At 65.7% G+C, this 24,515-nt stretch carries 17 protein-coding genes; 10 read left to right on the top strand and 7 right to left on the bottom strand.

What is annotated here, in order from left to right:
* Window positions 1-1,722 precede the first annotated feature (1,722 nt).
* From G4L39_RS10310 to rsfS, 4 genes are read left to right on the top strand one after another with little or no spacing between them, the layout of a single operon-like run.
* Window positions 1,723-4,122, top strand: a complete 2,400-nt coding sequence (locus tag G4L39_RS10310; RefSeq protein ID WP_165108008.1) for a carbon starvation CstA family protein — start codon at window positions 1,723-1,725, stop codon at window positions 4,120-4,122.
* 14 nt (window positions 4,123-4,136) lie between these two features.
* Entirely contained in the window at window positions 4,137-5,513 is a 1,377-nt protein-coding gene (locus tag G4L39_RS10305) for an alpha/beta hydrolase family protein (RefSeq protein ID WP_205880939.1), read from the top strand.
* Window positions 5,514-5,527: 14 nt separating this feature from the next.
* Window positions 5,528-6,124 carry a nicotinate-nucleotide adenylyltransferase gene (nadD, locus tag G4L39_RS10300; RefSeq protein WP_165108007.1) on the top strand — a complete coding sequence of 199 codons (597 nt, stop codon included), beginning with the start codon at window positions 5,528-5,530 and terminating at the stop codon, window positions 6,122-6,124.
* Window positions 6,125-6,154: 30 nt separating this feature from the next.
* On the top strand, window positions 6,155-6,520 hold the full coding sequence (gene rsfS / locus G4L39_RS10295; protein WP_205880938.1) for a ribosome silencing factor: 366 nt from the start codon (window positions 6,155-6,157) through the stop codon (window positions 6,518-6,520).
* 66 nt (window positions 6,521-6,586) lie between these two features.
* Here the strand turns inward: rsfS and G4L39_RS10290 are convergent, their stop codons facing one another.
* The 4 genes from G4L39_RS10290 to G4L39_RS10275 form a co-directional block, all read right to left on the bottom strand.
* Window positions 6,587-7,036 (bottom strand): helix-turn-helix domain-containing protein, encoded by a 450-nt coding sequence (locus G4L39_RS10290; RefSeq protein ID WP_165108005.1) that lies wholly within the window; start codon window positions 7,034-7,036, stop codon window positions 6,587-6,589.
* Between the two features lie 97 nt (window positions 7,037-7,133).
* The gene (locus G4L39_RS10285; RefSeq protein ID WP_165108004.1) at window positions 7,134-8,576 is read right to left on the bottom strand and encodes a phosphoglucomutase/phosphomannomutase family protein; all 1,443 of its coding nucleotides are present in this window, start codon (window positions 8,574-8,576) and stop codon (window positions 7,134-7,136) included.
* Window positions 8,573-9,292, bottom strand: a complete 720-nt coding sequence (rpe, locus tag G4L39_RS10280) for a ribulose-phosphate 3-epimerase (protein ID WP_165108003.1) — start codon at window positions 9,290-9,292, stop codon at window positions 8,573-8,575. The genes G4L39_RS10285 and rpe overlap by 4 nt, the downstream gene beginning before the upstream one ends.
* A 71-nt stretch (window positions 9,293-9,363) precedes the next feature.
* Window positions 9,364-10,182, bottom strand: coding sequence for a TIM barrel protein (locus G4L39_RS10275; RefSeq protein WP_165108002.1), 819 nt, complete (start codon window positions 10,180-10,182; stop codon window positions 9,364-9,366).
* A 119-nt stretch (window positions 10,183-10,301) separates the two neighbouring features.
* Here G4L39_RS10275 and G4L39_RS10270 point away from each other — a divergent pair, with 119 nt between their 5' ends.
* On the top strand, window positions 10,302-10,868 hold the full coding sequence (locus G4L39_RS10270) for an FHA domain-containing protein (protein WP_165108000.1): 567 nt from the start codon (window positions 10,302-10,304) through the stop codon (window positions 10,866-10,868).
* Between the two features lie 33 nt (window positions 10,869-10,901).
* Here G4L39_RS10270 and G4L39_RS10265 read toward each other — a convergent pair whose 3' ends face one another.
* Window positions 10,902-12,086 carry a hypothetical protein gene (locus G4L39_RS10265; protein WP_165107999.1) on the bottom strand — a complete coding sequence of 395 codons (1,185 nt, stop codon included), beginning with the start codon at window positions 12,084-12,086 and terminating at the stop codon, window positions 10,902-10,904.
* 275 nt (window positions 12,087-12,361) lie between these two features.
* Here G4L39_RS10265 and corA point away from each other — a divergent pair, with 275 nt between their 5' ends.
* The 4 genes from corA (at window position 12,362) to G4L39_RS10245 (ending at window position 18,012) form a co-directional block, all read left to right on the top strand.
* Window positions 12,362-13,360 (top strand): magnesium/cobalt transporter CorA, encoded by a 999-nt coding sequence (corA, locus tag G4L39_RS10260; protein ID WP_165107998.1) that lies wholly within the window; start codon window positions 12,362-12,364, stop codon window positions 13,358-13,360.
* 45 nt (window positions 13,361-13,405) lie between these two features.
* Window positions 13,406-14,698 carry an ATP-binding protein gene (locus G4L39_RS10255; protein ID WP_165107996.1) on the top strand — a complete coding sequence of 431 codons (1,293 nt, stop codon included), beginning with the start codon at window positions 13,406-13,408 and terminating at the stop codon, window positions 14,696-14,698.
* Between the two features lie 61 nt (window positions 14,699-14,759).
* Entirely contained in the window at window positions 14,760-16,142 is a 1,383-nt protein-coding gene (locus tag G4L39_RS10250) for a sigma-54-dependent transcriptional regulator (RefSeq protein ID WP_165107995.1), read from the top strand.
* Between the two features lie 4 nt (window positions 16,143-16,146).
* On the top strand, window positions 16,147-18,012 hold the full coding sequence (locus G4L39_RS10245) for an ArnT family glycosyltransferase (RefSeq protein ID WP_165107993.1): 1,866 nt from the start codon (window positions 16,147-16,149) through the stop codon (window positions 18,010-18,012).
* A gap of 19 nt (window positions 18,013-18,031) precedes the next feature.
* On the opposite strand, the gene glnD is transcribed toward G4L39_RS10245, so the two are convergent.
* Window positions 18,032-20,806, bottom strand: coding sequence for a [protein-PII] uridylyltransferase (glnD, locus tag G4L39_RS10240; protein WP_165107992.1), 2,775 nt, complete (start codon window positions 20,804-20,806; stop codon window positions 18,032-18,034).
* Window positions 20,807-21,018: 212 nt separating this feature from the next.
* On the opposite strand from glnD, the gene G4L39_RS10235 reads away from it, so the two are divergent.
* Entirely contained in the window at window positions 21,019-22,254 is a 1,236-nt protein-coding gene (locus G4L39_RS10235) for a TlpA family protein disulfide reductase (protein WP_165107991.1), read from the top strand.
* Window positions 22,255-22,399: 145 nt separating this feature from the next.
* Here the strand turns inward: G4L39_RS10235 and G4L39_RS10230 are convergent, their stop codons facing one another.
* Window positions 22,400-24,199, bottom strand: a complete 1,800-nt coding sequence (locus G4L39_RS10230) for an SLC13 family permease (protein ID WP_165107989.1) — start codon at window positions 24,197-24,199, stop codon at window positions 22,400-22,402.
* Between the last annotated feature and the right edge of the window lie 316 nt (window positions 24,200-24,515).

Genomic DNA, 24,515 nt, shown 5'->3' with positions numbered 1-24,515 from the left:
GGCCGTGGGATGTGCCGGTGGCGTCGGCTCGGGGCGCGACCGGACCCCACAGCGGTCTCCGGACATGCACATGGTTCTGCAGTTGATGGGGGCCGTGGATCGCCATGACCTTGCGGCAGAGCCCCCTTGAGTCGGTTAACGGTGCTTCGGTGTCTGCGAGGGAATCGGAGCGGGTTCTGCTCGCGGGCCAGGTGCATGGCGGTTGCAGGAGCGGGCGGGAATCCTTTCATGGCAATGTCCATTGTGACGGGCGGTTTAACTCCCGGCCACGCCGATTTTGTGCACGGTGCTTTCAAAAATGTGCACCACCCATGGGTTCAATCCCAACGCCGGGCTTTCGCCCAATGCCGATGAGCACCCAATCGGGCTCTGAGTTCAATGGACCTCCCTTTACCAAGGTTCATCTGCAACCCCCGGGCCGCATCGAACAATCACGAGCCGCAAGCCAGTGCAATCCGGCCTGCCTGGCGCAGGTTTGCCAGGCCGCCTGATGGGCCGTGTCGGGTCGAACAGCCCCGGGCAGGTCATTGCGCTCCGGCAAGGACCGGGTGCCCAACCTCCTTTCTCGACGTTCTGCCGGAACAGCGCGCATGCCATGCGAGAGGTTCTTTTCGAGGGCGCGCCCGGACAGATACGGGTATGAACGGCGGGAGCCACGCACGGCCCTGAGCGGGGCCAGCGGTTCCTGCGTCCTGATTGCGACTCAAGTCGAGACCGGGTTTCTCTAATCGTTCGGCCAGGGGCGGAACGCCCCCGCGGTTCTGAACGTTGGGCCGGCGACACTCGACCGGTTGTTCAAAAAGCAATTCCAAGTGGGTGAGGATTTGGTTGGTGCGCATTCGGCAAGGATCTCGGCGGGGGTCCATCCGCATGCCCAAACCATCGAGCTGGAGCGGTGCGAAACGGGGCCGGATGGAGAAGTAGGGGCGGCAGACCGGCGTTTGGCGTTATTGACCCTGCTCCTCTTCGCAGAACTGGAGGGTAAAGACTCCCGACGGTGCGGCCCGGTGATGGACAAGGCTGCGCGGGATCAAAGCAACGGCCCACCCTCACTTCCCAACACCTCCGACCCCCGGCAGGAGCACAGTGGAGTTTCCCCACGGAAGGGATAAGCCCTCTCTCTGTCTGTTCGGGGCGGATGCAATTCATCGCCGGTGGTGGCCCGGCTTGAGTGTAACTGTGGGCATCAGAGATCGAATCCCGCCGAGGGTGGCGGTGTGGCTCGACCGAGAGGAGGATGGCGGCTCACTCGTGGGTTACGGGTTTGGTGGCTCCGTGGAGCCTGAGGGTCTGTTGGATGTTACGAAGTTCGTGCCCCATCTCGGTTCTTCAGCTTCGCTGCGACCGGGTCTGTGCTACGCATGGGCGTTCAAAGCCCGATGGGCCTCAGTACAACCGACGGGCCATGGTGGGAAACCATCCTGCTTCGGCGTCGAAAGAACAGGATCCGCGAAATTGCCGGATCGGACAGGGAAGGGAACTTCCCGGCAGTGAGGCGACGCGGGACGCGGCGGGGGCAGGGTGAGCCGGGCATGACCGGGTTCATGCGGGTGCAGTATGGGCGAGGGGGGTGAGTACCGTTCCGTGGGTATGGGGTTGCCCCGCGCAGCCGGGTTTTTTGAGAACCGGGATCCGCGGAGTTGGGAACCTGGTGAGATTCGCACGGGCAAGCACTCCGGGCTTTACGCTGGCGGAGGTTTGAGGGAAAAAGAGTCGGGTCCGATGAGAAGCGGTTGGCGCGCATTGGCTTGGTTGGCGGTGATGCTGGCGGGTGCGGCGGCGTATGCGTCGCTGGCGCTGCCCCGCGGGGAGCCGGTGAACGCAGCCACGTTGGTGATTGCGGCGGTGTGTTCGTATGCGCTCGGGTACCGGTTTTATGCGAAGTGGCTGGCGGCGCGTGTGATGGTGTTGCAGGACCGGCGTGCAACGCCCGCGGAGGTGCTGGAGGACGGCAAGGACTACGTTCCGACCCACAAGTGGATTGTGTTCGGTCACCACTTTGCGGCGATTTCCGGGCCGGGTCCGTTGGTGGGGCCGGTATTGGCGGCGCAGTTCGGGTATTTGCCGGGGACGTTGTGGTTGTTGATCGGGTGTGTGTTGGGCGGGGCGGTGCAGGACTTTGTGATTTTGTTTTGCTCGATGCGGCGCGGGGGGCGGTCGCTGGGCGAGATGGTGCGGGAGGAATTGAACCGGCCGGCGGGTTTGGTGGCGCTGGTGGCGATTCTGGCGATTCTGGTGATTTTGTTGGCGGTGTTGGCGCTGGTGGTGGTGAAGGCGCTGGCGGAGAGTCCGTGGGGCGTGTTCACGGTGGGGGCCACCATTCCGCTGGCGATGGCGATGGGGTTGTATCTGCGGTTCTGGCGTGTGGGACGGGTCCGTGAAGCCTCGGCGCTGGGTGTGGTGGGGCTGTTGCTGGCGGTGTGGGCGGGCAAATGGGTGTACGAACATCCCACGGTGTCGGGCTGGCTGACCTTGAGCGCGGAGACGCTGGCCTGGGGGATCATTGGTTACGGGTTGCTGGCCAGTGTGTTGCCGGTGTGGTTGTTGTTGGCGCCGCGCGATTATTTGAGCACGTTCATGAAGCTGGGGACGATCGTGTTGCTGGCGCTGGGGATTCTGCTGGTGTTGCCGGATCTGAAGCTGCCGCCGGTGACGGCGTTTGTGGATGGGTCGGGTCCCGTGGTGGCGGGCAAGTTGTTTCCGTTCTGTTTCATCACGATTGCGTGTGGTGCGATTTCGGGTTTTCACTCGCTCATTTCGAGCGGGACCACGCCGAAACTGATCATGCGCGAGGGGTCGGCGCGGCCGGTGGGATATGGTGCGATGTGTTTGGAGTCGTTTGTGGCGATCATGGCGATGGTGGCCGCCTGCACGATGGAACCGGGGGTGTACTTCTCGATGAACATGAAGGGCGAACCGGAGGCGGTGGCGGCCCGGGTGACGGCGGCCGGGTACCCGGTCACCGTGGAACAAATGGAGGAGCTGGCGCGATCCGTGGGCGAACACACGTTGTTCGGGCGGACCGGTGGGGCGGCCACGCTGGCGGTGGGGATGGCGCAGATTTTTTCCCGGATGGTGGGGCAGCGGTGGCTCGACCTGTGGTACCACTTCGCCATCATGTTCGAGGCGTTGTTCATTCTGACCACGATTGATGCCGGCACGAGGGTGGCGCGGTACATCCTGCACGATTTTCTCGGGCATTTGTGGCGGCCGCTGGGCAACACGCGCAGTCTCGGGGCGAATTTGTTGGTAAGCGGCCTCATGGTGGGTGCCTGGGGGTACTTCCTGGTGCAGGGGGTTCGGGACCCGCTCGGTGGCATCAATTCGCTGTGGCCATTGTTCGGGATAGCCAACCAGATGTTGGCGGCCATTGCGTTGTGCCTGGGGACGACCGTGATTTTGAAGATGGAACTGCGGCGGAGGGTGGAGCCGGATCCGGCGCCCCCGGATGAACCGGTGGTGCACCGGCCGGGCAGGCCGGCGCTGGCGTTGGTCACGCTGGTGCCGCTGGCGTGGCTGGTAGCCGTGACCTTTACGGCGGGGATCCAGAAAATTGCGCATCCGGACCCGCGCATCGGTTTTCTGGCGCAGGCGCGGCAACTGACCGAGCAGGTGCCCGCGCTGGAGTCGGCGCTGGCGGATGCGCGGGCGCGCGGGGATGCGGCGGCGGTGGCGGAGGCGGAGCGGGCGTTGCGGACGAACCGGGTGCTGCGGTTCAACAATCGGTTGGACGCGGTGGTGGCGGGTGTGTTTCTGGCCCTGGTGAGCCTGGTGCTCGGGTTGAGCGCGCGAGAGTGGTGGTGTTTATGGACGGGCCGGAAGGCTCCGGTTCTGCATGAGATGCCGCCGGTGTGGTTGGACGCCCGGCTGGTGGCCGGCCGGGGCGGGGGTTTGCCGGTGGGTGCGGCGGGTGCGGCAGCGTTGGCTCTGGCGTTGAGCCGTGAATGGTCGGGGGAGGCATCCCTGGAACGGGCGATGGGCCGGACGGGTTCCAACGCGGGTGTTTGTCGGTGTGCGGTGGCCGGAGGGTGTGAGGGATTCAGGCACGGGCGTGCAGAGGAGGGCCGGCTGTACGAGCAGGTGCTGGAAGAACGGTTTCAGGGGGTGCGACGATGTTGTTGAGAGGGACCGGAGCCATGAAGGGAAAAGCAACCGGGAACACGGCGGGCGGGCGTTTGCGGGACGTGCGGCGTGGCGGGTGGGCGGATCGGATGGCGCGCAGGTCGGGCCGGGTGCGGCCATGGGTGATGGCGCTGGGGATTGCGGTGGGGACGGACTGGATGGTGGTGGGGGCGGAACCGAATTACGACGAGTCGAAGGTGCCGGCCTACACGTTACCGGACCCGCTGGTGTGCGAGGATGGCACGCCGGTTCGGGACCGGCGGGTTTGGGAGAAGCGGCGTCGACCCGAGCTGTTGTGGTTGTTTGAGGAGCATGTGTACGGACGGGCGCCGACAGCTGCGCCGGGCATGTGGTTTGAGGTGGTGGAGTCGGACGGGACCGCGCTGGGGGGCCGGGCGATTCGGCGGCAGGTGACGATCTGGCTGCGGGGCGACCGGGTGGGGCCGCGGATGGATTTGTTGATGTACCTGCCCCGCGAGCGGGGTCGGCGGGTGCCGGTGTTTTTGGGGTTGAACTTCATGGGCAACCACACGGTGCACCCGGACCCGGGCATTCGCATCACGGAACAATGGGTGCCCGCGGATCGTGCCGGCACGGTGGTGAGCAACCGGGCGACGGCGGCCGGGCGTGGCACGATGGCGTCGCGCTGGCCGGTGGAACGGATTCTGGCGCGGGGGTACGGTCTGGTGACGGCCTATTGCGGGGATTTGGAACCGGATTTTCCGGAGGGTTGGAAGTTGGGTGTGCGGGCGGCGTTGAGTCCGGACGGTACGAACCACGTGTTTCGGTTGGATGAATGGGGTGCGGTGGCGGCGTGGGCGTGGGGTTTGAGCCGGGCGATGGATTATTTGGAGATCGACCGCGGTGTGGATGCGAAGCGGGTGGTGTTGATCGGGCATTCGCGCCTGGGCAAGGCGGCGCTGTGGGCGGGGGCTCGGGACCGGCGGTTTGCGGTGGTGATTTCGAATGAGTCGGGCGAGGGCGGCGCGGCTCTGACCCGACGGCGGTTTGGGGAACGGATCGCGGATCTGAACCGGCGGTTTCCCCACTGGTTTTGCGGCCGGTACAAGGAGTATGATGATCGGGAGGATGCGCTTCCGGTGGACGCTCATGAGTTGATTGCGCTGATGGCGCCGCGGCCGGTGTACATTGGCAGTGCCTCGGAAGACTTGTGGGCGGATCCGCGGGGGGAGTTTTTGGCCGGGCTGCACGCGGAGCCGGTGTACCGCTTGTACGGCCGCACGGGCCTGGGCGTGACGGAAATGCCCGCGGTGGGGCAGTGGGTTGGACGGTACATCGGGTATCATTTGCGTCCGGGACGGCACGAACTGACAGCCTGGGACTGGGAACGGTACCTGGATTTTGTGGATCGGCATCTGGGCGGACGATGAACGGGGCGTGTGGCATGAGGGCGGGATTGCGGTTGGGGCTGTTTGGAGGCAGTTTCGATCCGGTGCATTGGGGGCATTTGTGGGCGGCCCAGGCCGCGATGGAGGAACTGGCGTTGGCCCGGGTGTTTTTCATTCCCGCGTCGCAATCGCCGTTCAAGGCGGGTCAACCGCCGGTGGCACCTGCGGAGGAACGGGTGCGGATGTTGCGGTTGGCGTTGGCGGGGCGTCCGGAGTTTGAGGTGGACGACAGCGAGGTGCGGCGGGGCGGGATTTCGTACACGGTGGAGACGTTGCGGGAGTACGAGCGGCGGTATCCGGGCGCGGAACTGTTTTATCTGGTGGGGGCTGATCATGTGCCGACGCTGCCACGGTGGCGCGAGGCGGAGGAGGTGGCGCGGCGGGCGAGGTTTGTGGCGTTAATGCGGCCCGGGGAGGCCGCGCCGGCGTTTCCCCCGCCGTTTCGCGGGGTGAGTGTGACGGGATTTCCGGTGGGTTTGTCATCGTCATCCATCCGGGCGCGGGTGCGCCAGGGCAAATCCATCGAGTGGTTGGTTCCGCCGGCGGTGGCCGAGGCCATCCGGCTCCGGCGGTTGTATGCGGCGGGACCGTAGTGGCGGCACAGCCACGGTTCGAGGCGAATGATGGACTCCAAAAAGCTGGCCCTGCTCTGTCGGAAACTGGCGGATAACAAGAAGGCCGAGGACATCGTGGTGCTGGATGTGCGCAAGTTGTCGTCGATTGCGGACTATTTCGTGATCGCGTCGGCGACGAGCGAGCCGCATCTGCGCGCGGTGCTGGAAGAGGTGACGGAGAAGTTGGAACAGGAACACGGGTTGCGTCCGTTTGGTGTGGACGGGCATCAGGCGACGGGTTGGGTGGTGCTGGATTATTTCGATGTGATCGTGCACCTGATGCGCAGCGACGTGCGGGCGCATTACGACCTGGAGGGTTTGTGGGGTGATGCGCCCCGGGTGGGGACGCGCCGTCGCCGGAAGGTGACCTCCTGAGGGGGCGGACCGTGTTGGGGGCGGCGGGCCCGGGTTGGGACCGGGTCGACCTGCCGTCCCTGGCGGTCAGAATCCGTACCGGGCCAGTTCGCGGTCGAGCTGGGTCTGGAACTCCTCCAGGTCGGCCGCGGAGGGTCGGTACCCGGGTTTTTCGGGGGCCAGGCCGAGTCGGCCCATCTGATCGAGGTACCAATCGGCTTTTTGTCCGTCGCTGAAGGTGACCTTCCCGCTGAGGACGGCGCCGGGTTTGGTGAGTTCGTCCACGGTGACCCGGACGCCTTTTTGGGCGGCAGCGGACTGGCCCTGGGCGGCGGCGGTGGCGGGTGCCTGGCCGGGTTCGGGTTCGGGGTCCTTGACCTGGAGTTTGAGGTCGTCCACGAGGAGCCGGACCTCCATGTAGGTCAGGCGGATCCCGAACTCCCTGGCCAGGCGATCCTGAACCTCGGAGAGCTTGGCCCCCTGGGCCAGCCATTGGGCCACCTGTTTACGTTGTTCCTCGGTCAAATTCGCGATCATACGGGTCCTTTTGTCGTGGGCGGTCGGTTGGACCGCCGGGATTTTTGAATGAAACCGGATTCGGCGACCGGCCGCCGCGGTGATCCGAGCCGCCGGTTCATACCTGGCGGGTCCAGCGCAGGCCGAGGCGGAGCAACTGTTCCACCTCGGACTCCGTGGCGGCCTCGGCATAGATGCGCAGGACCGGTTCCGTGCCGGACCCGCGCAGCATCAACCATGCGCCATTGTTGGCGATGATTTTGACGCCGTCAAAGGTCTTGATGTCGGCCACGGGTCGGCGGCCGAGGCGGTCCGGGGGCTGGGACCGGAGCCGGTTGAGCAGCGCGGCGCAGCGGTCCTGGGGGAGGTGAAGGTCCTGCCGACCGTACCGGTGGGGACCGAACTGGCGTTCCAGCTGGCCGAGGAGCTGACGGACGGACTTCCCGGTTTGGGCCAGCAACTCGAGCAGGACCAGTCCGGCAGCGAGACCGTCGCGTTCGGGGATGTGGCCGGGCAGGCCGATGCCGCCGCTTTCCTCCGCCCCGAGCAGGACGTCGCCCTTGACCATCTCGGGGCAGATGTATTTGAACCCGACGCCGGTTTCCAACAGCGGCAGGTTCCAGGCGGCGCACATCTTGTCCACCATGGAGGTGAGGGTGAGGGTTTTGACCACCCGTCCGGTCAGGCCGCGGTTTTGGTGGAGGTGATAGAGGATGAGGCAGACGACCTGGTGGGTGGTGAGGGGTTGGCCGCGACCGTCGAGGGCGCCGAGGCGATCGGCGTCACCGTCGTTGACCAGGCACAGGTCGTGCGGGTGCCGGCGCAGGAACTCGGAGGCGGGACCGTAGTTCCGGGGAATCGGTTCGGGTGTGAGCCCGCCGAAGAGGACGTCGTGTTCGGTATGGAGCGAGGTGACCTTGCAGCGGCCGCCTTTCAGGATGGCTTCGAACATGCCGGCCCCGGCGCCGTAGAGGGCGTCGTGGGCCAGCCGCAGGCCGGTCCGACGGATGAGTTGGAAGTCCACCAGCTTTCGGATGGCCCGGGCGTGGTCGGGTCGGAGATCGATGCGGCGGAGGCGGCCCCGGGCCTCGGCCTCGGCTGCCGGCATGCGCCGGACCGGCGAGCGGTCCAGGTAGGATTCAACCGCCTTGCAGGTGTCGGGGTCGGACGATCCGCCGTAGTGGGATTTGAGTTTGAATCCGTTGAAGATGAGCGGGTTGTGACTGGCGGTGATCATGACGCCGCCGACGCAGAGGCGGTCGCGGACGGCCAGGGAGACCGCGGGTGTGGGGGTGGCAACCGGGGTGAGGATGACCTCGTAATCGTTGGCGGCGAAGACCTCGGCGGCGCACTGGGCGAAGCGATCGGAAAAGAACCGGCGGTCGTAGCCGATGGCGACGCGGTTGGGGCGGCCCGGCACGGGATGATCGCGCCAATAGTCGGCGGCGGCCTGGGCCACCCGGGCTACGTTGTCGAAGGTGAAGGCCTCGGCGATGACGGCGCGCCAACCGTCGGTGCCGAATCGCAGGGGCTGGGTGGGAGGGGCGGAGCTGGTTTTCATTGTCGCGAAGTGATCCTGGAGGGTTTGCGACCCGCGGGGGTGTCGGATTCCGAAGGGGGGATCGCCTGTTCGACGGCCCGGCGGAGTCTGGCCACGGCGGCCTTGAGGTTGGGCTTTCCAAAAAGGGCGGTCCCGGCCACGAACACGTCGGCACCGGCGCGGGCACATTCGCGGGCGGTCCGTTCGTTGATGCCGCCGTCGACCTCGATGTGGAACCGGTGCGGGCCGCTGGTGCGCCAGGTATGGGCCTGCTGGATCTTGGGGAGGCACTCCTCGATGAATTCCTGGCCGCCGAAACCGGGGTTGACGGTCATGATCAGCAGGGTGTCGATCTGCGGCAGGTAGGGGCGGACCGTGGCGAGCTGGGTGGGCGGGTTGACGGCCAGGCCCACTTTCAGGCCCAGGCTCCGGATCTTCCAGAGCAGGTGAGCCACCCGCTCGCCCAGTTCGACGTGCACGGTGATCTGGTCGGCGCCGGCGTCGGCAAACAACGGCAGCAACACCTCCGGTTTGCTGCACATGAGGTGGACGTCGAAGAAGGTGCGTGTCAAAGGGCGCAAGGTTTTGACGATGCCCGGTCCGAAGGACAGGTTGGGGACGAAATGGCCGTCCATGATGTCCAGGTGGAGCCATTCGGCTCCGGATGCCTTGTGACGGGCCACTTCACTGGCCAGGCGACCGTAATTGGCGGCCAACAATGACGGCGCAATGATCATGCGGCTTCAACTTGGGCGAACCACGGTGCCGGCGTCAACGGCAGGGAGGTGGCGGGGTGTCGGGGCCCGACTCAGGATTGCCCGAAGGTTTGACGGAGATAATCAAGGCTCTTTCGTGCGATGAGGTCGGGACCGTCGTCGAAGTTGAACACCTCCACGGACACATAACCGTCGTAGCCCACCTCGCGCAGGGCGGCGGCGATGGGACGGAAATCCACGTCGCCAAAGCCGGGTCCCTTGAGGTTGCGGTCGTTGGCGTGGAAATGGGCGAAGTGCGGCCAGGAGGCGCGGATGATGGCGGGGATGGGTTCAGGTTCGGTGCACATCGCTTTCACGTCCAAAAGGATGCGGCAGGCCGGGGACTGGAAGGTTTGGGCGAAGGCGATGGTTTCGCGGGCAGTGTTTAGGAAGTTGGTTTCGGCGGGCGAGAGGGGTTCCAGGCAGAGGGTCACGCCCCGGTCTTCAGCCTCATGCACGGCGTCGCGGAGGGTGGCGCGGGTCCATTCCTCGGCCTGGGCACGGGAGACGCCCGGCTGGAGGCTGCGTTGTTTGGGGGATCCGAGTACGAGGATTCGTCCGCCGAGGTCGGCGCAGCATCGGACCAGTTCGACAAAGTACCGGGCGGTGCGCTGGCGGATGGCGGGGTCGGGATGGTTCAGGTGCAGGCCCTCGGGTTTTACGAGGAGCCAGTGCAGACCCACGATGTCGAGCCCGTGACGTCGGGCCAGGTCGTGGATCCGGCGGCGCTCGGCGGGGCCGAGGTCGGTGACCGACTCGGCAAGCGTGAACGGGGCCAGTTCCACCCCGTGGTAGCCGGTACGGGCGGCATGTTCGAAGGCATCCTCGAGTTTCCAGCCCTGATAGATTTCGTTGCAGATGGCAAAGCGCACGCGGCCATGATCCGTGCGCGATGCGGCTTTTCAAGGTTGAAAGGGGCGACGAACCTGCTAATGATGGTGTCCAGAGAACCCACGAAGGTGGCACGAGTCACCCAACCGACGGGAGCGCCATGGCCAAACTGGTGGTGAAAGGACCCAACGGTCGGGACGAGGTCCTGACGCTGAAGGAAGGGGTGCACCGGTTTGGTCGGTCTTCGACCAACGAGTTTGTGGTGTTTGACTCCACGGTCTCGCGTTTCCACTGCGAGATTGAGGTTCGTCCGGATGGCATGTGGGTGCGCGACCTGGACTCGGCCAACGGGACGTTTGTGGACGACGTGCCGGTGGGTTCCGAGCCGGTCCAACTGCGCAAGGGTCAGGTGCTGCGGTTGGGGGATGTGCGGATGGAGGTTCGCGATGCACCCGAGGCGCCGCCGGCCGACCAGGTGCCGATGTGTTCGATCCATCCCACGTTCCCCGCGAGCATGGAATGCACCCAGTGTCATCGGATCTTTTGCGGCAGTTGCGTGCATTTGATCCGGCGGGTGGGGGGCCAGTATTTGCGGCTTTGCCCCGTGTGCAGCGGTCCCTGTGTGCCCCTGACGGTGGTTCCGGGCGGCGCCAAGGGGCTGCTCCGCGGGATGATGGACCGCCTGCTCAAGAAACGGACGCTCCGACATCCGTTCCAGGGCGAGTAACGGCGGCGCTTCGGGAGCGAGGAGGCCGGCCGGTCAGCGTTTTCGGAATTCCTGCATGAGGTGCAGGATGGTTTCCCGGATCAGGAAAAGCTCGCGTTGGAGTCGTTGAGCCTGCGGTCCCGCCAGGCCGGTGGCCTCACAGGCGGCGCGGAAACACCGCTGGGTCTCGTGGAGGGAGGCGAGGGCGCGTTTGAGGCAGGCCACCACCAGGGGACCTTCCAGTTCGGGTTCACCCCAGGCCACGCCGCGGAGGGCGGAGCCGAGGCGGCCTGCGGTGATGCGGAACTGGACCAGCAGGGCCACGGCTTCGGGATGGTCCAGAAAGCCGCTTTTGCCCAGCCGGTTTTGGAAGGCCTGCTCGGCGCGTTGGGACAGTTCCCACCACCGTTGTTCGAGCGGGTGCCAGATCTCGCCCGAGGGTGAGCGCACCCAGTCACGTCCCTCGCGCGCGGGATCGGGTTCGACGGGCTGTTCCGGGACATCGTCCAGGTCGGGTCCCTCCTCGTCCTCTTCTTCCAGGAGTTCCTCTTCAAATCCCCAGCCCATGGCTTCAGCGATGCGGGCCCGGCCCTCGGGCGTGTCACCATATTTTTCGACCAGTTCGTTGTATTTTTCGCCCCGGGCCTCACAGACCTGCAGGAACCGTTCGTAATCGTATTCGTCCCAGGGCTCTTCCGGGTCTTTGACGGAGCGGTCGAGGCGTTCGATGAAGGAGTCCCACTCGGCCAGGTATCGGGCCCATGCGGTTTCGACCTGCCGGACCCGTTCGGCTTCCTCCTCCCGGGTGAGTTGCCAGAGTGGTCGGGACCGGCGCAGGTGAAAGTCCATGCCCTGGACGACGATGCGGGCGCGTTCCGGTGTGAACCATTCGAGGTAGAAGGTCGGGATGACCCGGGTGGGGGGCGGGTCCGCGTCCTCGGGCCAGCGCAGGAGGGTTTCCAGGGGCACATCCGGTATCTCGGTGGGGCGCAGGGCGGTAAGGTCGCCCAACACACCGCGTTGGTAATCGGCCAGGGGCGGGCTGGCCGGCAGGATCATGGGGGTGCCCCGGCGGCGGAAATGGACGCGGCGGCCGGCCAGGTCGGGGCCGGCGTTGCCCTGCAGGTCCAGCACCAGCGGTCGCGCACGACCGCGCAACCAGATCTTGCCATGGACGCGGCCTTTTTGTCGGTTGTCCACGAACCCGTGCTGGACCGCGTCACCGATTTGAAACGCCATGGGGCAACCGTAGCACAGGATGATCGAACCGTACAACGTTTGGGGGGCGACGGCTTCCGGCGGGGGCGGGTGCAAGCGGGGACTCCGCCGGAGCGGCCCGGTCCGTTGCAGGGCTTTGGAACAGGATTTCGGGCCGCAAGGGAATGGTCCGGGGTCGGACGGGGGCACCGGCCGGCCGGGGCTCGGTTTGCAGAGGAACGCTTGCCAGGTGAAAATCGCGTCCGCAGACTTGGGCGCTTGCAGAAGGTGATTAAAGAACCAACGACGGGCGCAGCATGATTCGGTCCCTGGTGTTTACGACGCAGGGTCGGTTGCACAGCCGGGACATCGAGGTGTTCCTGATGCCCACCGTGCTGAACGACACGAACCTGTTTTTGTGGGTGGACCTGGAGGCTCCGACCCCGGAGGAGACCAAGCGGGTGTTGGAGGACGTGTTTCATTTTCACCCGCTGTCCATTGAGGACTGCGTGATGGTGAGCGAGGCTCCCAAGATTGAAGAGTACCAGCCGCGCGAGGGCGACCTGTTTCCACCGTACCTGTTCATGGTGATCCATGCGGTGGACTACAGTCGCAAGGACGGCGTGTTTGCGACGACGGAACTGAACTTTTTCCTGGGCCGCAATTTCCTGGTCACCTATCACGAGGGACCGGCGCGCAGTGTGCAGTTGACGGAGGAACGGGCGGTGCGGGGGACCGGCGGGATTGCGCGGGCGCCGGATCGGGTGGCGTACAACCTTCTGGACAGCATCGTGGACAATTACAAACCGGCGCTGGACGAGCTGGCCATGGAGATTGCGGAACTGGAGCAGCAGGCGCTGGAACGGCCCACGCGGGAGACGCTGAACAAGATCCTCCAGGTCAAGAAGGAGGTGGTGCATTTGCGGCAGATCATCGGGCCGCAACGGGAGGTGCTGGCCCGGCTGGCCCGTGGGGAGTTCAAACTCATCCGGGCGCATCTGGTGCCGTATTTCCGCGACGTGTATGATGCTCTGTTCCGGATTTCCGAACTGGCCCAGTCGTACGCGGATTCGCTGACGGGCACCCTGCAGCTGTACCTGAACGTGTCCTCCAATCAGACGGCCGATGTGCTCAAGGTGCTGACGTTGATCACCGTGCTGACGGCGCCGGTGATGATCGTGGGCACGTGGTACGGGATGAATTTCGAGACCATTTCGGAGTTTCACTGGCGGTACGGCTACCTCTGGGCCATTGGTCTGACGGTGGTGAGCACGTGGTTGATGTACTGGTGGATGCGGCGTCGCGGCTGGTTGTGAGCCGGCGCGGCAGGGCACGCGCACTTTGGAGGAGGCAGACACACGGTGGCAGCGGTCAAATCGGGTTTTCTGGACAAGGTACTGGGTCGGATCGGCCGCCTGGACGCGCAGGGCTTGCAGGCGGTGGTCCAGCGGCTGGCCCGGGAGCGCTCCTTCCTGGAGACGCTCTTCAACACCATCGAGGACGGCATTCTCGTCACGGACGAACAGGGGAAGATTTTGTACTTCAACCAGGCCGCGCGGCGGATGCTGGGCCTGACCGACGATGTGGAGGGACGGCATGTGCGGGATTGCGTGCCGGAGGTGGACTGGGATCAGCTGGCCCGGTTGGACACCGCCGGCGGGCAGCGGTTCGTGCGTCAGGAGTTTGAGATCGAGTATCCCCGGCCGCGGTTTCTGCGGTTGCTGGCCGCGCCGCTGGACGGGCGGCAGACCGGGACCAGTGGCGTGGCGCTGATTCTGCACGACGCGACCGAGGCACGGCAGCAGACGTTTGAGGCCATTGAGAGCGAGCGTGTCCAGGCGCTGACCCTGCTGGCGGCCAGCCTGGCCCATGAGATCGGCAACCCCCTCAATGCCCTGCACATTCACCTGCAGTTGTTGGAGCGCGAGCTCCGAAAGCTGAAGACGGCATGGGAGGGATCGGCACCGGCGCCCGCAAGCGCGGGTGCCGAGACCGGCTCGGGCCCGCGCGCCACCCACACGGATGTGGCGACGGTGCTGGCCCGGATGGAACAATTCCTCCAGGTGGCGCAGGGCGAGGTCAACCGGCTGGACTACATCGTGACCCAGTTTCTGCAGGCGTTGCGGCCAACCGCTCCGCAGTTGCGTCCCACCTCGCTGAACGACGTGGTGCGGAAGACGGTGGACCTGTTGCGGCCGGAACTCGAAAACCGCGGGATCACCGTGCAGATGCAACTGTCGCGCGCGGTGCCCGAGACTCCGCTGGATCCGGTGCAGATGCAGCAGGTGCTGGTGAATCTGGTCAAAAATGCGATGCAGGCAATGACCCGGGGCGGCACGTTGACCCTGCAAACCGGCGCGGATTCGGAGGGGGTCTGGGTGGTGGTGGCCGACACCGGCAGCGGGATGACTCCGGAACAACTGCAGCGGGTGTTCGAGCCGTTCTTCACCACCAAGCAAAAGGGGTCCGGTCTCGGCCTGATGATCGTGCAACGGATCGTGCGGGCGCACCGGGGTCGGATCGAGGTGGAAAGTCACGTGGGGCGCGGCACCACGTTCCGGATCTGGCTGCCGCTGCACGAGCGTCGGCCCCGGTTGCTGGAACCGCCGGGCGGGGCCGCACCCGCGTCGGAGGAGGCAGCCACCGGTTCGTAAGGGCGACCATGCCGGAGCTTGTGCACGGGGCGGGGTCGTTCGCATGCTGACGGGCAGCGGGATGAACAAGCCTACGGTGTTGATCGTGGACGATGAGAAGCCGACCCGGGAGGGGTTGCGGGCGGCTCTGGAGGACCGGTTCGAAGTGTACGTGGCCGAGGACGCGCATGCGGCCATGGACCTGCTGGAACGTGAACCGGTGGACGTGCTGCTGACGGATTTCCGGCTCCCTCTGGAGGACGGCATGAAACTGATCCGCCGTGCCAAGAGCCTCTCCCGGCCGCCGGTCTGCATCCTCATGACCGCCTACGGTTCGGAGGAACTGGCCGTGGAGGCGATGAAGCAGGGCGCGGACGATTACATCCCCAAGGGCCGCATGCAGATTGACGAGCTGGAGATGCGCATCCAGCGGGCGTTGCGCCAGCGCCATCTGGAGTCGGAAAACCTGGCCCTGCAACAGCAGCTGAATCAGCGCTACGGGCTGGAGCATCTGGTGGGGGAATCCCCCGCGATGAAGGAGGTGTTCGAAATCGTGCGGCAGGTGGCGCCCACGCGGGCCACGGTGCTGCTGCTGGGCGAGAGTGGCACGGGCAAGGAGGTCATCGCCCGGGCCATTCACCAGCTCAGTCCCCGGGCGCGCATGCCGATGGTGATCGTGCACTGTGCGGCGCTGGCGCCCACATTGCTGGAAAGCGAATTGTTCGGTCATGAGAAGGGCGCCTTCACGGGCGCGCACGAGCGGCGGATCGGCCGGTTCGAGCAGGCGCACGGTGGGACGCTGTTCCTGGACGAGATTGGCGAGATTGACGCAACGCTGCAGATCAAACTGCTGCGGTTCCTGGGGGAACGGACGTTCGAGCGGGTGGGATCGAACAAGACGCTCACGGCCGACGTGCGTTTGATTGCCGCCACGAACAAGGACCTGGCCCAGATGGTGCGGGAGGGGCGGTTCCGGGAGGATTTGTATTTTCGACTGCGGGTGGTGGAGATCCGGTTGCCCCCGCTGCGGGAGCGTCGGGAGGACATTCCGTTGCTGGCGCACCGGTTCCTGCGCGAGTTCGCCGCCGAGAACCAGAAACCGGTGCGGGACTTCACCATGGACGCCATGGAGGCGCTGTTGAAATACCCCTGGCCGGGCAACGTGCGCGAGCTGCGCACGGCCATCGAGCACGCGGTGGTCTTGTGCCGCGGCGACCGCATCACGTTGCGGGACCTGCCCGCTTCGGTGCGGGAGGCCGTGGCCGTGCCGGTGGCACCGCCTGCGGCGTCGGTGCTGACCTCGGCGGACCTGACCCTGAAGGATGCGGAGAGGGAGCTGATCCTGCGCGCCCTGCGGGAGACCGGCGGCAACCGCACCCTGGCCGCACGCAAGATCGGGATCAGCCGGCGCACCCTTTATCGCAAACTGAAACAGTACCGGATCGAGGATTCCGGGGAGGACTGAACCCATGCCGTTTTTGCAGGATCTGATTCACCAGTTCGAACAGGGGCCGGGTTTGCGTTACCTGCGGGTGGCGCTGGCGGTCCTGGGGCTGGCCGTGCTGGCCCTCGGGTACAACGTGCGCGCCTTCAAAAACTTTTACGCGCCGGAGGCGATGGACATGGCGCAGGTGGCGCGCAACCTGGCCGAGGGTCGCGGGTTCACCACGCTCTGCATCCGTCCGGTGAGCATTTACCTGGTCAAAAGCACCAGCGAACGGCACGGTCGCGGTCCGGTTCTGGAAGGGGGGATCCGGGATGACGCACGCCTCCACACGGGGCATCCGGACATTGTGAATCCGCCGGTCTGGCCGGTGCTGTTGGCCGGGCTGTTCAAACTGCTGCCGCCGGGGCAGGAGGTCCAATCCGAACCGCCCTTTCGTTATGCCCCGGAACTGGCGGTGGTCGCGTTCAGTCAGGTGCTGTTTCTCCTGCTGGTGGGGATGGTGTTTGGTTTGGCGCGACGGCTGTTTGACTCCACGGTGGCCTGGCTTTCGGCCATGGTGCTGGTTCTGACGGAGGTGTTCTGGCGGTTTGCGCTGTCGGGGCTTTCCACCGTGCTGCTCTGGGTGTGGTTTGTGGGGCTGGCGATGTGCCTGGTGCGCCTGGAGGAGCTGGGCCGGGAACAGCCGGACCAGGGCGGCCGGGTCCTGGGATGGGCCGCGTTGGCGGGCCTGGTGGTGGCCCTGGGGTGTTTGACGCGGTACGCGTTTGGGTGGTTGATCGTGCCGGTGGTGCTGTACATCGGGTGGGTGGGGGGCCCGCGCCGGCGCACGGCGGCGGTGGTGGCGGTGGGGGTGTTTGTGGCGGTGCTGACACCGTGGCTGGTACGGAACTGGTACTGGAGCGGCCTGCCGTTCGGGGCGGCGACGTATACGGTGCTGGACGGCACCTATGTGTGGCCGGGCGACCGGTTGGTGCGGTCCCTGCACCCCCAATTTGAGGTGCCCGTGGGAGTGGCCCCGTTGTCGCCCGTCTGGAACAAGTTTTTCGCCAACCTCAAGCTGATCATGACCCAGGACGCCCTCCGCTTCGGCGGGAGCTGGGTGGCGGCCCTGTTTCTGGCCGGCTTGTTGGTGCCGTTCCTGCATCCGGCGCGGCAGCGGCTGCGATGGTTCGTGGTCCTCTGCCTGCCGGTGCTTGTGGTGGTGCAGGCCCTGGGCCGGACGCATCTCTCGGATGAAACGCCGGAAATCAACACCGAGAACCTCCTGGTGCTCGTGGCCCCGCTGGTGGTGATGTACGGCGTGGCGTTTTTCCTGACGCTGTTGGATCAACTGGAGCTGCCCCTGTACTCCCTGCGCCTGACGGTGATGGGATTGTTTGTGGCCGTGGTGGGTGCGCCGTTGTTGTTGGTGTTCCTGCCGCCGCGGCCCTTGCGCACGTCGTATCCGCCGTACAACCCCCTCATCATCCAGCGGGTCTCGAGCTGGCTGCGCCCGCACGAGCTCATGATGACGGACATCCCGTGGGCGGTGGCGTGGTACGGCCAACGGCAGGCGGTGTTGCTAACCCGGCATTTCCTGCCCCCGTCCGAGGAGGCCTCCTCGCCGGACACCTTCTTTGCCATCAACGACTATCTGAAACCGATCAACGCGCTGTACCTGACGCCCCGCACGATCGATGCGAAGTTCCTGACCGGCTGGGTGTGGGCCGGGGAACGAAGCTGGGCCAACCTGGTCCTGGATGCCCTGGTCAGCCGGAGTGTGCCGCCCTGGTGTCCCTTGCGGGCGGCGCCGAGCGGGTTCCTGCCGGAGCAACTGTTCCTGGCAGACTGGGCACGGTGGCGACCCGGGGCCGAGCCACCCGCGCCCAAAGGACCGGGTACGCCCTGAGCCCGGGCCGTGGACACCCTCAGCTGCGGGCCCCGTCCAGCATCCTGCCCAGGCGCCGCGCAAGTTGTTGCTGGGCGGCCGGATCGGTCCATTTCTGTCCCTGACGGTCGGTGACGTAGAAGGTGTCGATGGCCGCGCCCCGTTCCGTGCAAATGACCGCCGAGGCGATGTTCAGGCGGGCCTCGGCCAGCAGGCGCGTGATGTCGTAGAGCAATCCCACGCGGTCTTCCGTCTCGATTTCGACCAGGGTGTAGAGGTCGGAGGTTTCGCTGTCGAACCGGACCCGGGTGGCGATGGACTCTCCCTCGTAACCCTGGTAGAGCGGGCGCAACCGGCGGTGCCGGGCAATCAGCGCGGGCAGGTTCAGTGCCTCGCCCCGCAGCAGGCGGGTCAGGACGTCCTGGAATTGCTGCTTCTGCTCGGGCGCGGGCAGGCCCCCGGTGCGGGCATCGGTCACGTGGAACGCGTCCAGGGCGATGTCATCGGCCCGGGTAAAAATGCGGGCCGTCAGGATGTTGAGCCCGGCGGCACTGAAGGCACCGGTGATGAGGCTGAAAAGCCGTTCACGGTCCCAGGTACAGACCTTCACCGCGGCGCAACCGCGGTCCACATCATCGTGCCAGCCAATCACCGGTTCGAGCGCACGTTCCTCCACTGCAATCTGGAGCCGCAGGAACCGATGAACCAGTTCGAGGTCCTCGAGGATTTCCGACGCGGTCCGGATCTCGAAGTACCGGGCGGGCAAACCGTCGAAATGGGCCGCGATTTCGTCCTCACCCAGGTGATCCGGCCGGTGATGGCGGACCTGGGCCAGAAGCGATTCCTTGCGTTTCTGGGTGGCCAGCAGGAAGCGGGTGTCGCCGGACAATAGCGGCACGGTTTTTTCGTACAGCTGGCGCAACAGTGCGTCCTTGAATCCGTTCCACAGATCGCCGCTGGTGGCCAGGGCGTCCACAAACGTCAGCAACGTCAGCCGCTGCAGCGTTGCAAGGTCGCCCACCTGCGCAGCGAAACGCTGGATGACGGCGGGGTCCTCCAGGTCCCGGCGTTGGGAAAGGGTGGCCATCAGCAGGTGATGCTCGATCAGACGCTGCAGGGCCTCGGTGCTCGGCCGATCCAGCCCCAGCCGTCTTGCCACGCGACCCGCCAACTGCGCGCTGGCCACGGCATGCGGCCCCTGGCTGCCGTGGCGGCCCGTGTCGTGCAAGAGCAGCGCCAGGTACAACAACCAGGGTCGCTCCAGTTGCTGCAGGAGCGGGGCGTACTGCCGATACGGCGGTTCCGTGGCGTGCCAGACCCGGTCGAGTTGTTCGATGCACACCAGGGTGTGCTCGTCGGCGGTGTACTGGTGATAGAACTCATGCTGGACCAGGCACGTGAGACGCCCGAACTCCGGGATGTACTTGCCCAGCAATCCCACCTCGTGCATGGCGCGCAAGGTGGCGCCCACGTTCCCGCGCTGGTCGAGGATGGCCAGGAAGGTCTCGCTCACGTGGGCATCGTGCAGGAACGTCCGGTTCACATAACGCAGGTGCTGGCGGATGAGGCGGATCAGGTCCGGGTGCAGACGACATCCGCGTTGCTGCGCGTGAAGGAACACCCGCATCAGCCGGCGGGGCTGTTCCTGGAACACCCATTCGGAAGTGGCCCGCACGCGCCCGTCTTCGAAGAGGAAACCGTCCACGACACGTTCACGCGGTTCCCGGCGCAGCCAGCGGGTCCGCAACCGCCGCTGCCGCGGCCCCGGCGGTGGCACCAGAGCCCATTGCTCCTCCAACGTGCGGGTGATGAGGTGGATGTTCCGCGTGTGCGTGTAGAGTTCGCGCATGAACCGCTCGATGCGCCGGCTGGGGGACCGGTCCTCGTACCCCAGCGCCAGCGCCACGGCCGGTTGCAGGTTTTTGCCGAGCACGTCCCCGGCCCGATTCAGTTGGTAGTGCAGCTCGGTCCGTACCCGCAGCAGAAAATCATGGGCGCTCTCCAACGCCTTCCGTTCCCCGGGCGTCAGACGCCCCGTGGCCTCCAGTTCGCCCAGGGACCGGACGCCGAATTTGACCCGTGCCATCCAGAGCAGGTTTTGATAGTCGCGCAATCCGCCGCACCCGTTTTTCAGGTTGGGCTCCTGCATGCAGGGGGAGTTGCCGTACCGGGCCCGTCGCGCCGCCTGGTCCTCCAACCTGGCAGCGATGTACTCCCGCTCTTTTCCGCGGATTGCCCGGCTCTGGAGGGCTCGTTGGAAGCGATCAAACAGGCCCAGGTCCCCGACAATCCACCGCGCTTCCAACAGGGCGGTCTTGGATTGCATGTCACTGTTGGCCACCGCCACCGCCTCGTCCAACGTCCGCACCGCGTGTCCCACCTTGACCCCCAAATCCCACAAGGGATAAAGCACGCCGTTCAGCAACTCCTGCATCGGGCCCGAGGGGACGGAATCACCCACAACCGCGCCGTCGTGCAGCAACATGAAGTCCAGGTCGCTGAAAGGGTTCAACTCACCCCGGCCGTACCCGCCCACCGCCACCAGCGTGATCTCCGGCAGGGCCGAAATGCCCCCCGAAAGCAGCCGTTGCACCGACGCCTCCCAAAGCTGACGCAACAGGACATCGTACAGGTGCGCCCGTGCCTGGCAGACCTCCCGTCCCCCACCACCCCGCCGATGCCACATCCGCAACCGCTGGGTCTGCCGCTTCAAAAACGCGCGGAACCGGTCCAGCTCCTCCGCAACCGTCCGGCCCGCGCCGAGCCGCAGCCGCACGGCAGCCTCCGCTTCAATCTGTTCCAACCAGTCTTCCATCCAGGTACTTGCAGCCGGCCCGGCCCCGGCTCATGCCGACCGGGTGTCGCCGGTGCTCTCTCTCCGGCCCGCCGGATGGACTTTGATGCCAAAGAAGCCCTCGGGCAAGCCGGGCACGGGCTCCCGGCCCGCTTGCCTGCCGGGTTTGACATGGCGCCGATCCGGGGGTACCGTCCGGCGCTGCTGAAAACAATCGAATCAACACATTTCCGATGAAAGCCTCTATCCTGGTGGCCGCAGGTGCGGTCTTGTCGTCTTCTCTCCTCACCCTCTGCGCAGCGGAAGGCAAACTGGGCGATCCCGCCCCGGAACTCCAGATCGCCGAGTGGATCAAGGGCGACCCGGTCAAACTGGCCGACCTGAAAGGCAAACAGGTGGCCGTGGTCGAGTTCTGGGCCACGTGGTGCGGCCCCTGCCGCGTCAGCATCCCCCACCTGACCGAGCTCCAGAAGAAATTCAAGGACGTCGTGTTCGTGGGGATCAGCGACGAGGACGCGGCCACGGTCCGGCCCTTCGTCAACCGGATGGGAGACCGGATGGAATATCGGGTGGCCGTGGACAAGGACAACAAGACCGGCGAAGCCTACATGGGCGCCTTCGGCATCAACGGAATCCCGCACGCCTTCGTCGTGGACAAACAGGGGCGCATCGTCTGGCACGGCCATCCCATGGACCGATTGGAAACCGTGCTGGAGGAGTTGCAGTCGGGCAAGTTCGACCTGGAAAAAACGCGCAAACGGGCCGAGGCCGAAAGCAAACTGGACGAGTTCGCCCAGGCCGTGATCGCCGGCGACCAGGACAAGGCCACCGCCCTGGGCAAGGAACTGGAGGCGCTCGACGCCGAGGTGGGGCCCCTCCTGCCCAACCGCAAATTCAACGCCGAGGAAATTCGCAAGTTGATCCAGTTCCGCATCACCCTGAGCCAGTACCAGCAGGCCCTGGCACGCGAAGCCGCCCCGGAGACCCTGGCCAGGCTGGAAAAGGAACTCACCGACCTGGCACCGAAAGATTTTGACCTGGCGACATACAAACAGCGCATGGCCCATGCCCAACTGTTCACCCGCTACGCCCGGGCAGCCGCCGGCATGACCTCCACCAACGAAATGTCCGCACTGGCCCGCCAATTGCGCGAACTCAAGGGCGCCGCCCCCGAGGACCTCAACGAATGGGCCTGGACACTCCTCACCGACGAACGCATCCAACACCGCGACCTCGACCTGGCCCTGCACCTGGCCAGGGCCGCCCTCGACAGCTCCGGCGGCACCAACGCCTCCGTCCTCGATACCTATGCCCGGGCGCTGTTCGACACCGGCAAGGTCCACGAAGCCATCGAGTACCAGAAAAAGGCCATCGCAGCCGCCGACGACGAGGAGCTGCGCAAGATGCTCCGCGAAGTGTTGGATCGCTACGAAGCCGAGGCAAAGAACCGCACCCGCGACAAACAGTAAACCGCCCGGCGCCCCGCAAGGCCCTGCCGAAACCTGCCCTCTGCCGTGCCCGGTTGGGACGACCGCTCCGGGCACACATTCACAGGCCGGTCCCCGGTTGCCAAGCCCCCTGCCCGGTCAACCGCGGCCACAGCCTCACGCTCCCTCAAAAGGGCCAGACCTGCGGGGTTAACCAGGTGGTCAGAAGCCAGGTCAACACCGCCAGCAGCCCGCCCACCTGCAGGTAATGCCGGAACCGATACCGGCCCGGGCCCATGACCAGAATGGTGCTCTCATGCGCAAACGGTGTGCAAAAGGACGCCGAAATGCAGACGGCCATTCCCACCATGAACGGTTTGGGGTCCACCCCCAGAATCACCGCCACGTTGTAGGCCACCGGCGCCAAAATGATGCCCACGGCGGAATTGTCCACAAAATGGGTCAGGACCAGCGCCAACAAACACAACCCCCCCAGCAACGCCATCGGCCCCCATCCCTGCAACCATTGCACCGCCAGCTCCGCCAGGTCACGCGCCGCCCCGGTCTTCTCCACCGCCAAACCGAAGGGGATGAGCCCGGCCGCCGTGACCACGGCCTGCCAGTCCACCACCTGGTAGAGGTCCCGCACCTTCACGCAATCGGTCAACACCACGATCAGGGCCGCACATGGAATGGACACCGCCGGACTCAACCATCCGGTGGCGGCGGTCACCACCACGCCGAGCAGCAGTCCCAGCGTCAGCACGGCCCGAGACCGGTTGAACGGCACGAATTCCTGTTGCGCCAGCACAATCAAATCCGGGTTGGCCGCCAGCCGCGGCAGGGCCGTTACGTGTCCCAGGAGCAGCAGTGAGTCCCCCTCCTGAAGCGGCGTCTGGGCCGGACGCTCCTCCAGGCTCCGACCCCGCCGGGCAATGCCCAGGACGGTAAACCCATAGTCCTGCGTGAACCGGACCTCTTCCAAGGTCCGGCCGACGTAGTTGGACCGGGGCGCCAGAATCGCCTCCACCGTCACGAGGTCCACACTCCGCAACGTCCGGTCATTGAGCGCCAGTTCCTCCTGAAGCTGAAAGTCCCGCGACTTTAACAACCCCCCAATGACCGGCACCGGCCCCTGCAGGATCAACACGTCCCCGGCCTGCAAATGCAACCAATCCGCCGGTGGCAACCGCTCCTGACCCCGCACCAGCCCCATCCACGCAACCTCCGGGCCCAGGGCGGCCACCACCTCCCGGATCGGACGCCCCAGCAGACCCGATCGGGGCGTCACCATCACCTCGGTCAGATAATGCCGGGCCAGCCGGTCCTCAAGGCTCTCGCCCCTTTCCTCCGCCGGCAAAAAACGCCGGCCCACCAGCAACAACGCCGCCCCACATACCACAAATACCGCCGCCGCCACCGGGGTCAGATCGAAAAATCCAAACCCCGCGCCGGTTTGTTGCCGCAAGATGTCGCTGATGATGATGTTGCTGCGCGTGCCAATGAGCGTCCATTGCCCTCCCAACAGCGAACCGTAGGCGGCAATCATCAGGAACCGCGACGGCGACCAGCCGCGCTCGCGACACAGGGTCATAATCAACGGCAGAAACAGGATCACCACGGTGGTGTCGTTGACGAACATGGAGACCAACGTGGTGGAAGCCAGCACGCCCGCCTGCAAACCCAGCTCCGTCCGGGCGCACACCCGCAGAACCCGCAACCCCCATAACTCGGTGGCCCCGGTCCGGGCCAGCGCCGCTCCAAACACAAACATGGCGGCAACCATCACCACCGCCACACTACCGAACCCGGAAAATCCCTCGGCCGGCGTCAACAAGCCGCGCCAATGACCGTCCGGCCGCGGCCAGGGCACAATCAGCGCCAGCATGACCCCCAGGGCCGTAACGTCCATTCGCACCTTCTGCGTCCAAAACAGGTACAGCGCCCCGCCCAGGATCAATACCAGCGCGATGTATTCGGGGTTCATCGCCAATCACATATTGCCGGTCGGCAAGCCCCGGTGTCCAAACGCCCGCCCCAAGGATTCGCACAGCCGGCCCCGCCCACGGCTCGCACCCAAAGTGTGTGCAGGCCCAAACAGGGTTGTCCAGCCGGCGGATCAACCCCCTGCACGGAGCCACCTGCGGCCCTGCCCTGCGAACCGTTCGCACCGCCCGGATCGGCAGGCGGCCTGACCCCTTGCCGCCGCCCCATGGGCCCCTCCGGACGGCCCGGCAAGCGGGATCCATCGGCTCCGGGGCAAGATTGGTAAAGCAACAGCCAAAAAAGGCTTTGGCAAAATG

Origin of the sequence: Limisphaera ngatamarikiensis (genome assembly GCF_011044775.1) — a bacterium.
In the GTDB taxonomy this organism is placed as follows: Bacteria; Verrucomicrobiota; Verrucomicrobiia; order Limisphaerales; family Limisphaeraceae; genus Limisphaera; species Limisphaera ngatamarikiensis.
This window is presented reverse-complemented; position numbering and strand designations above follow the sequence as displayed.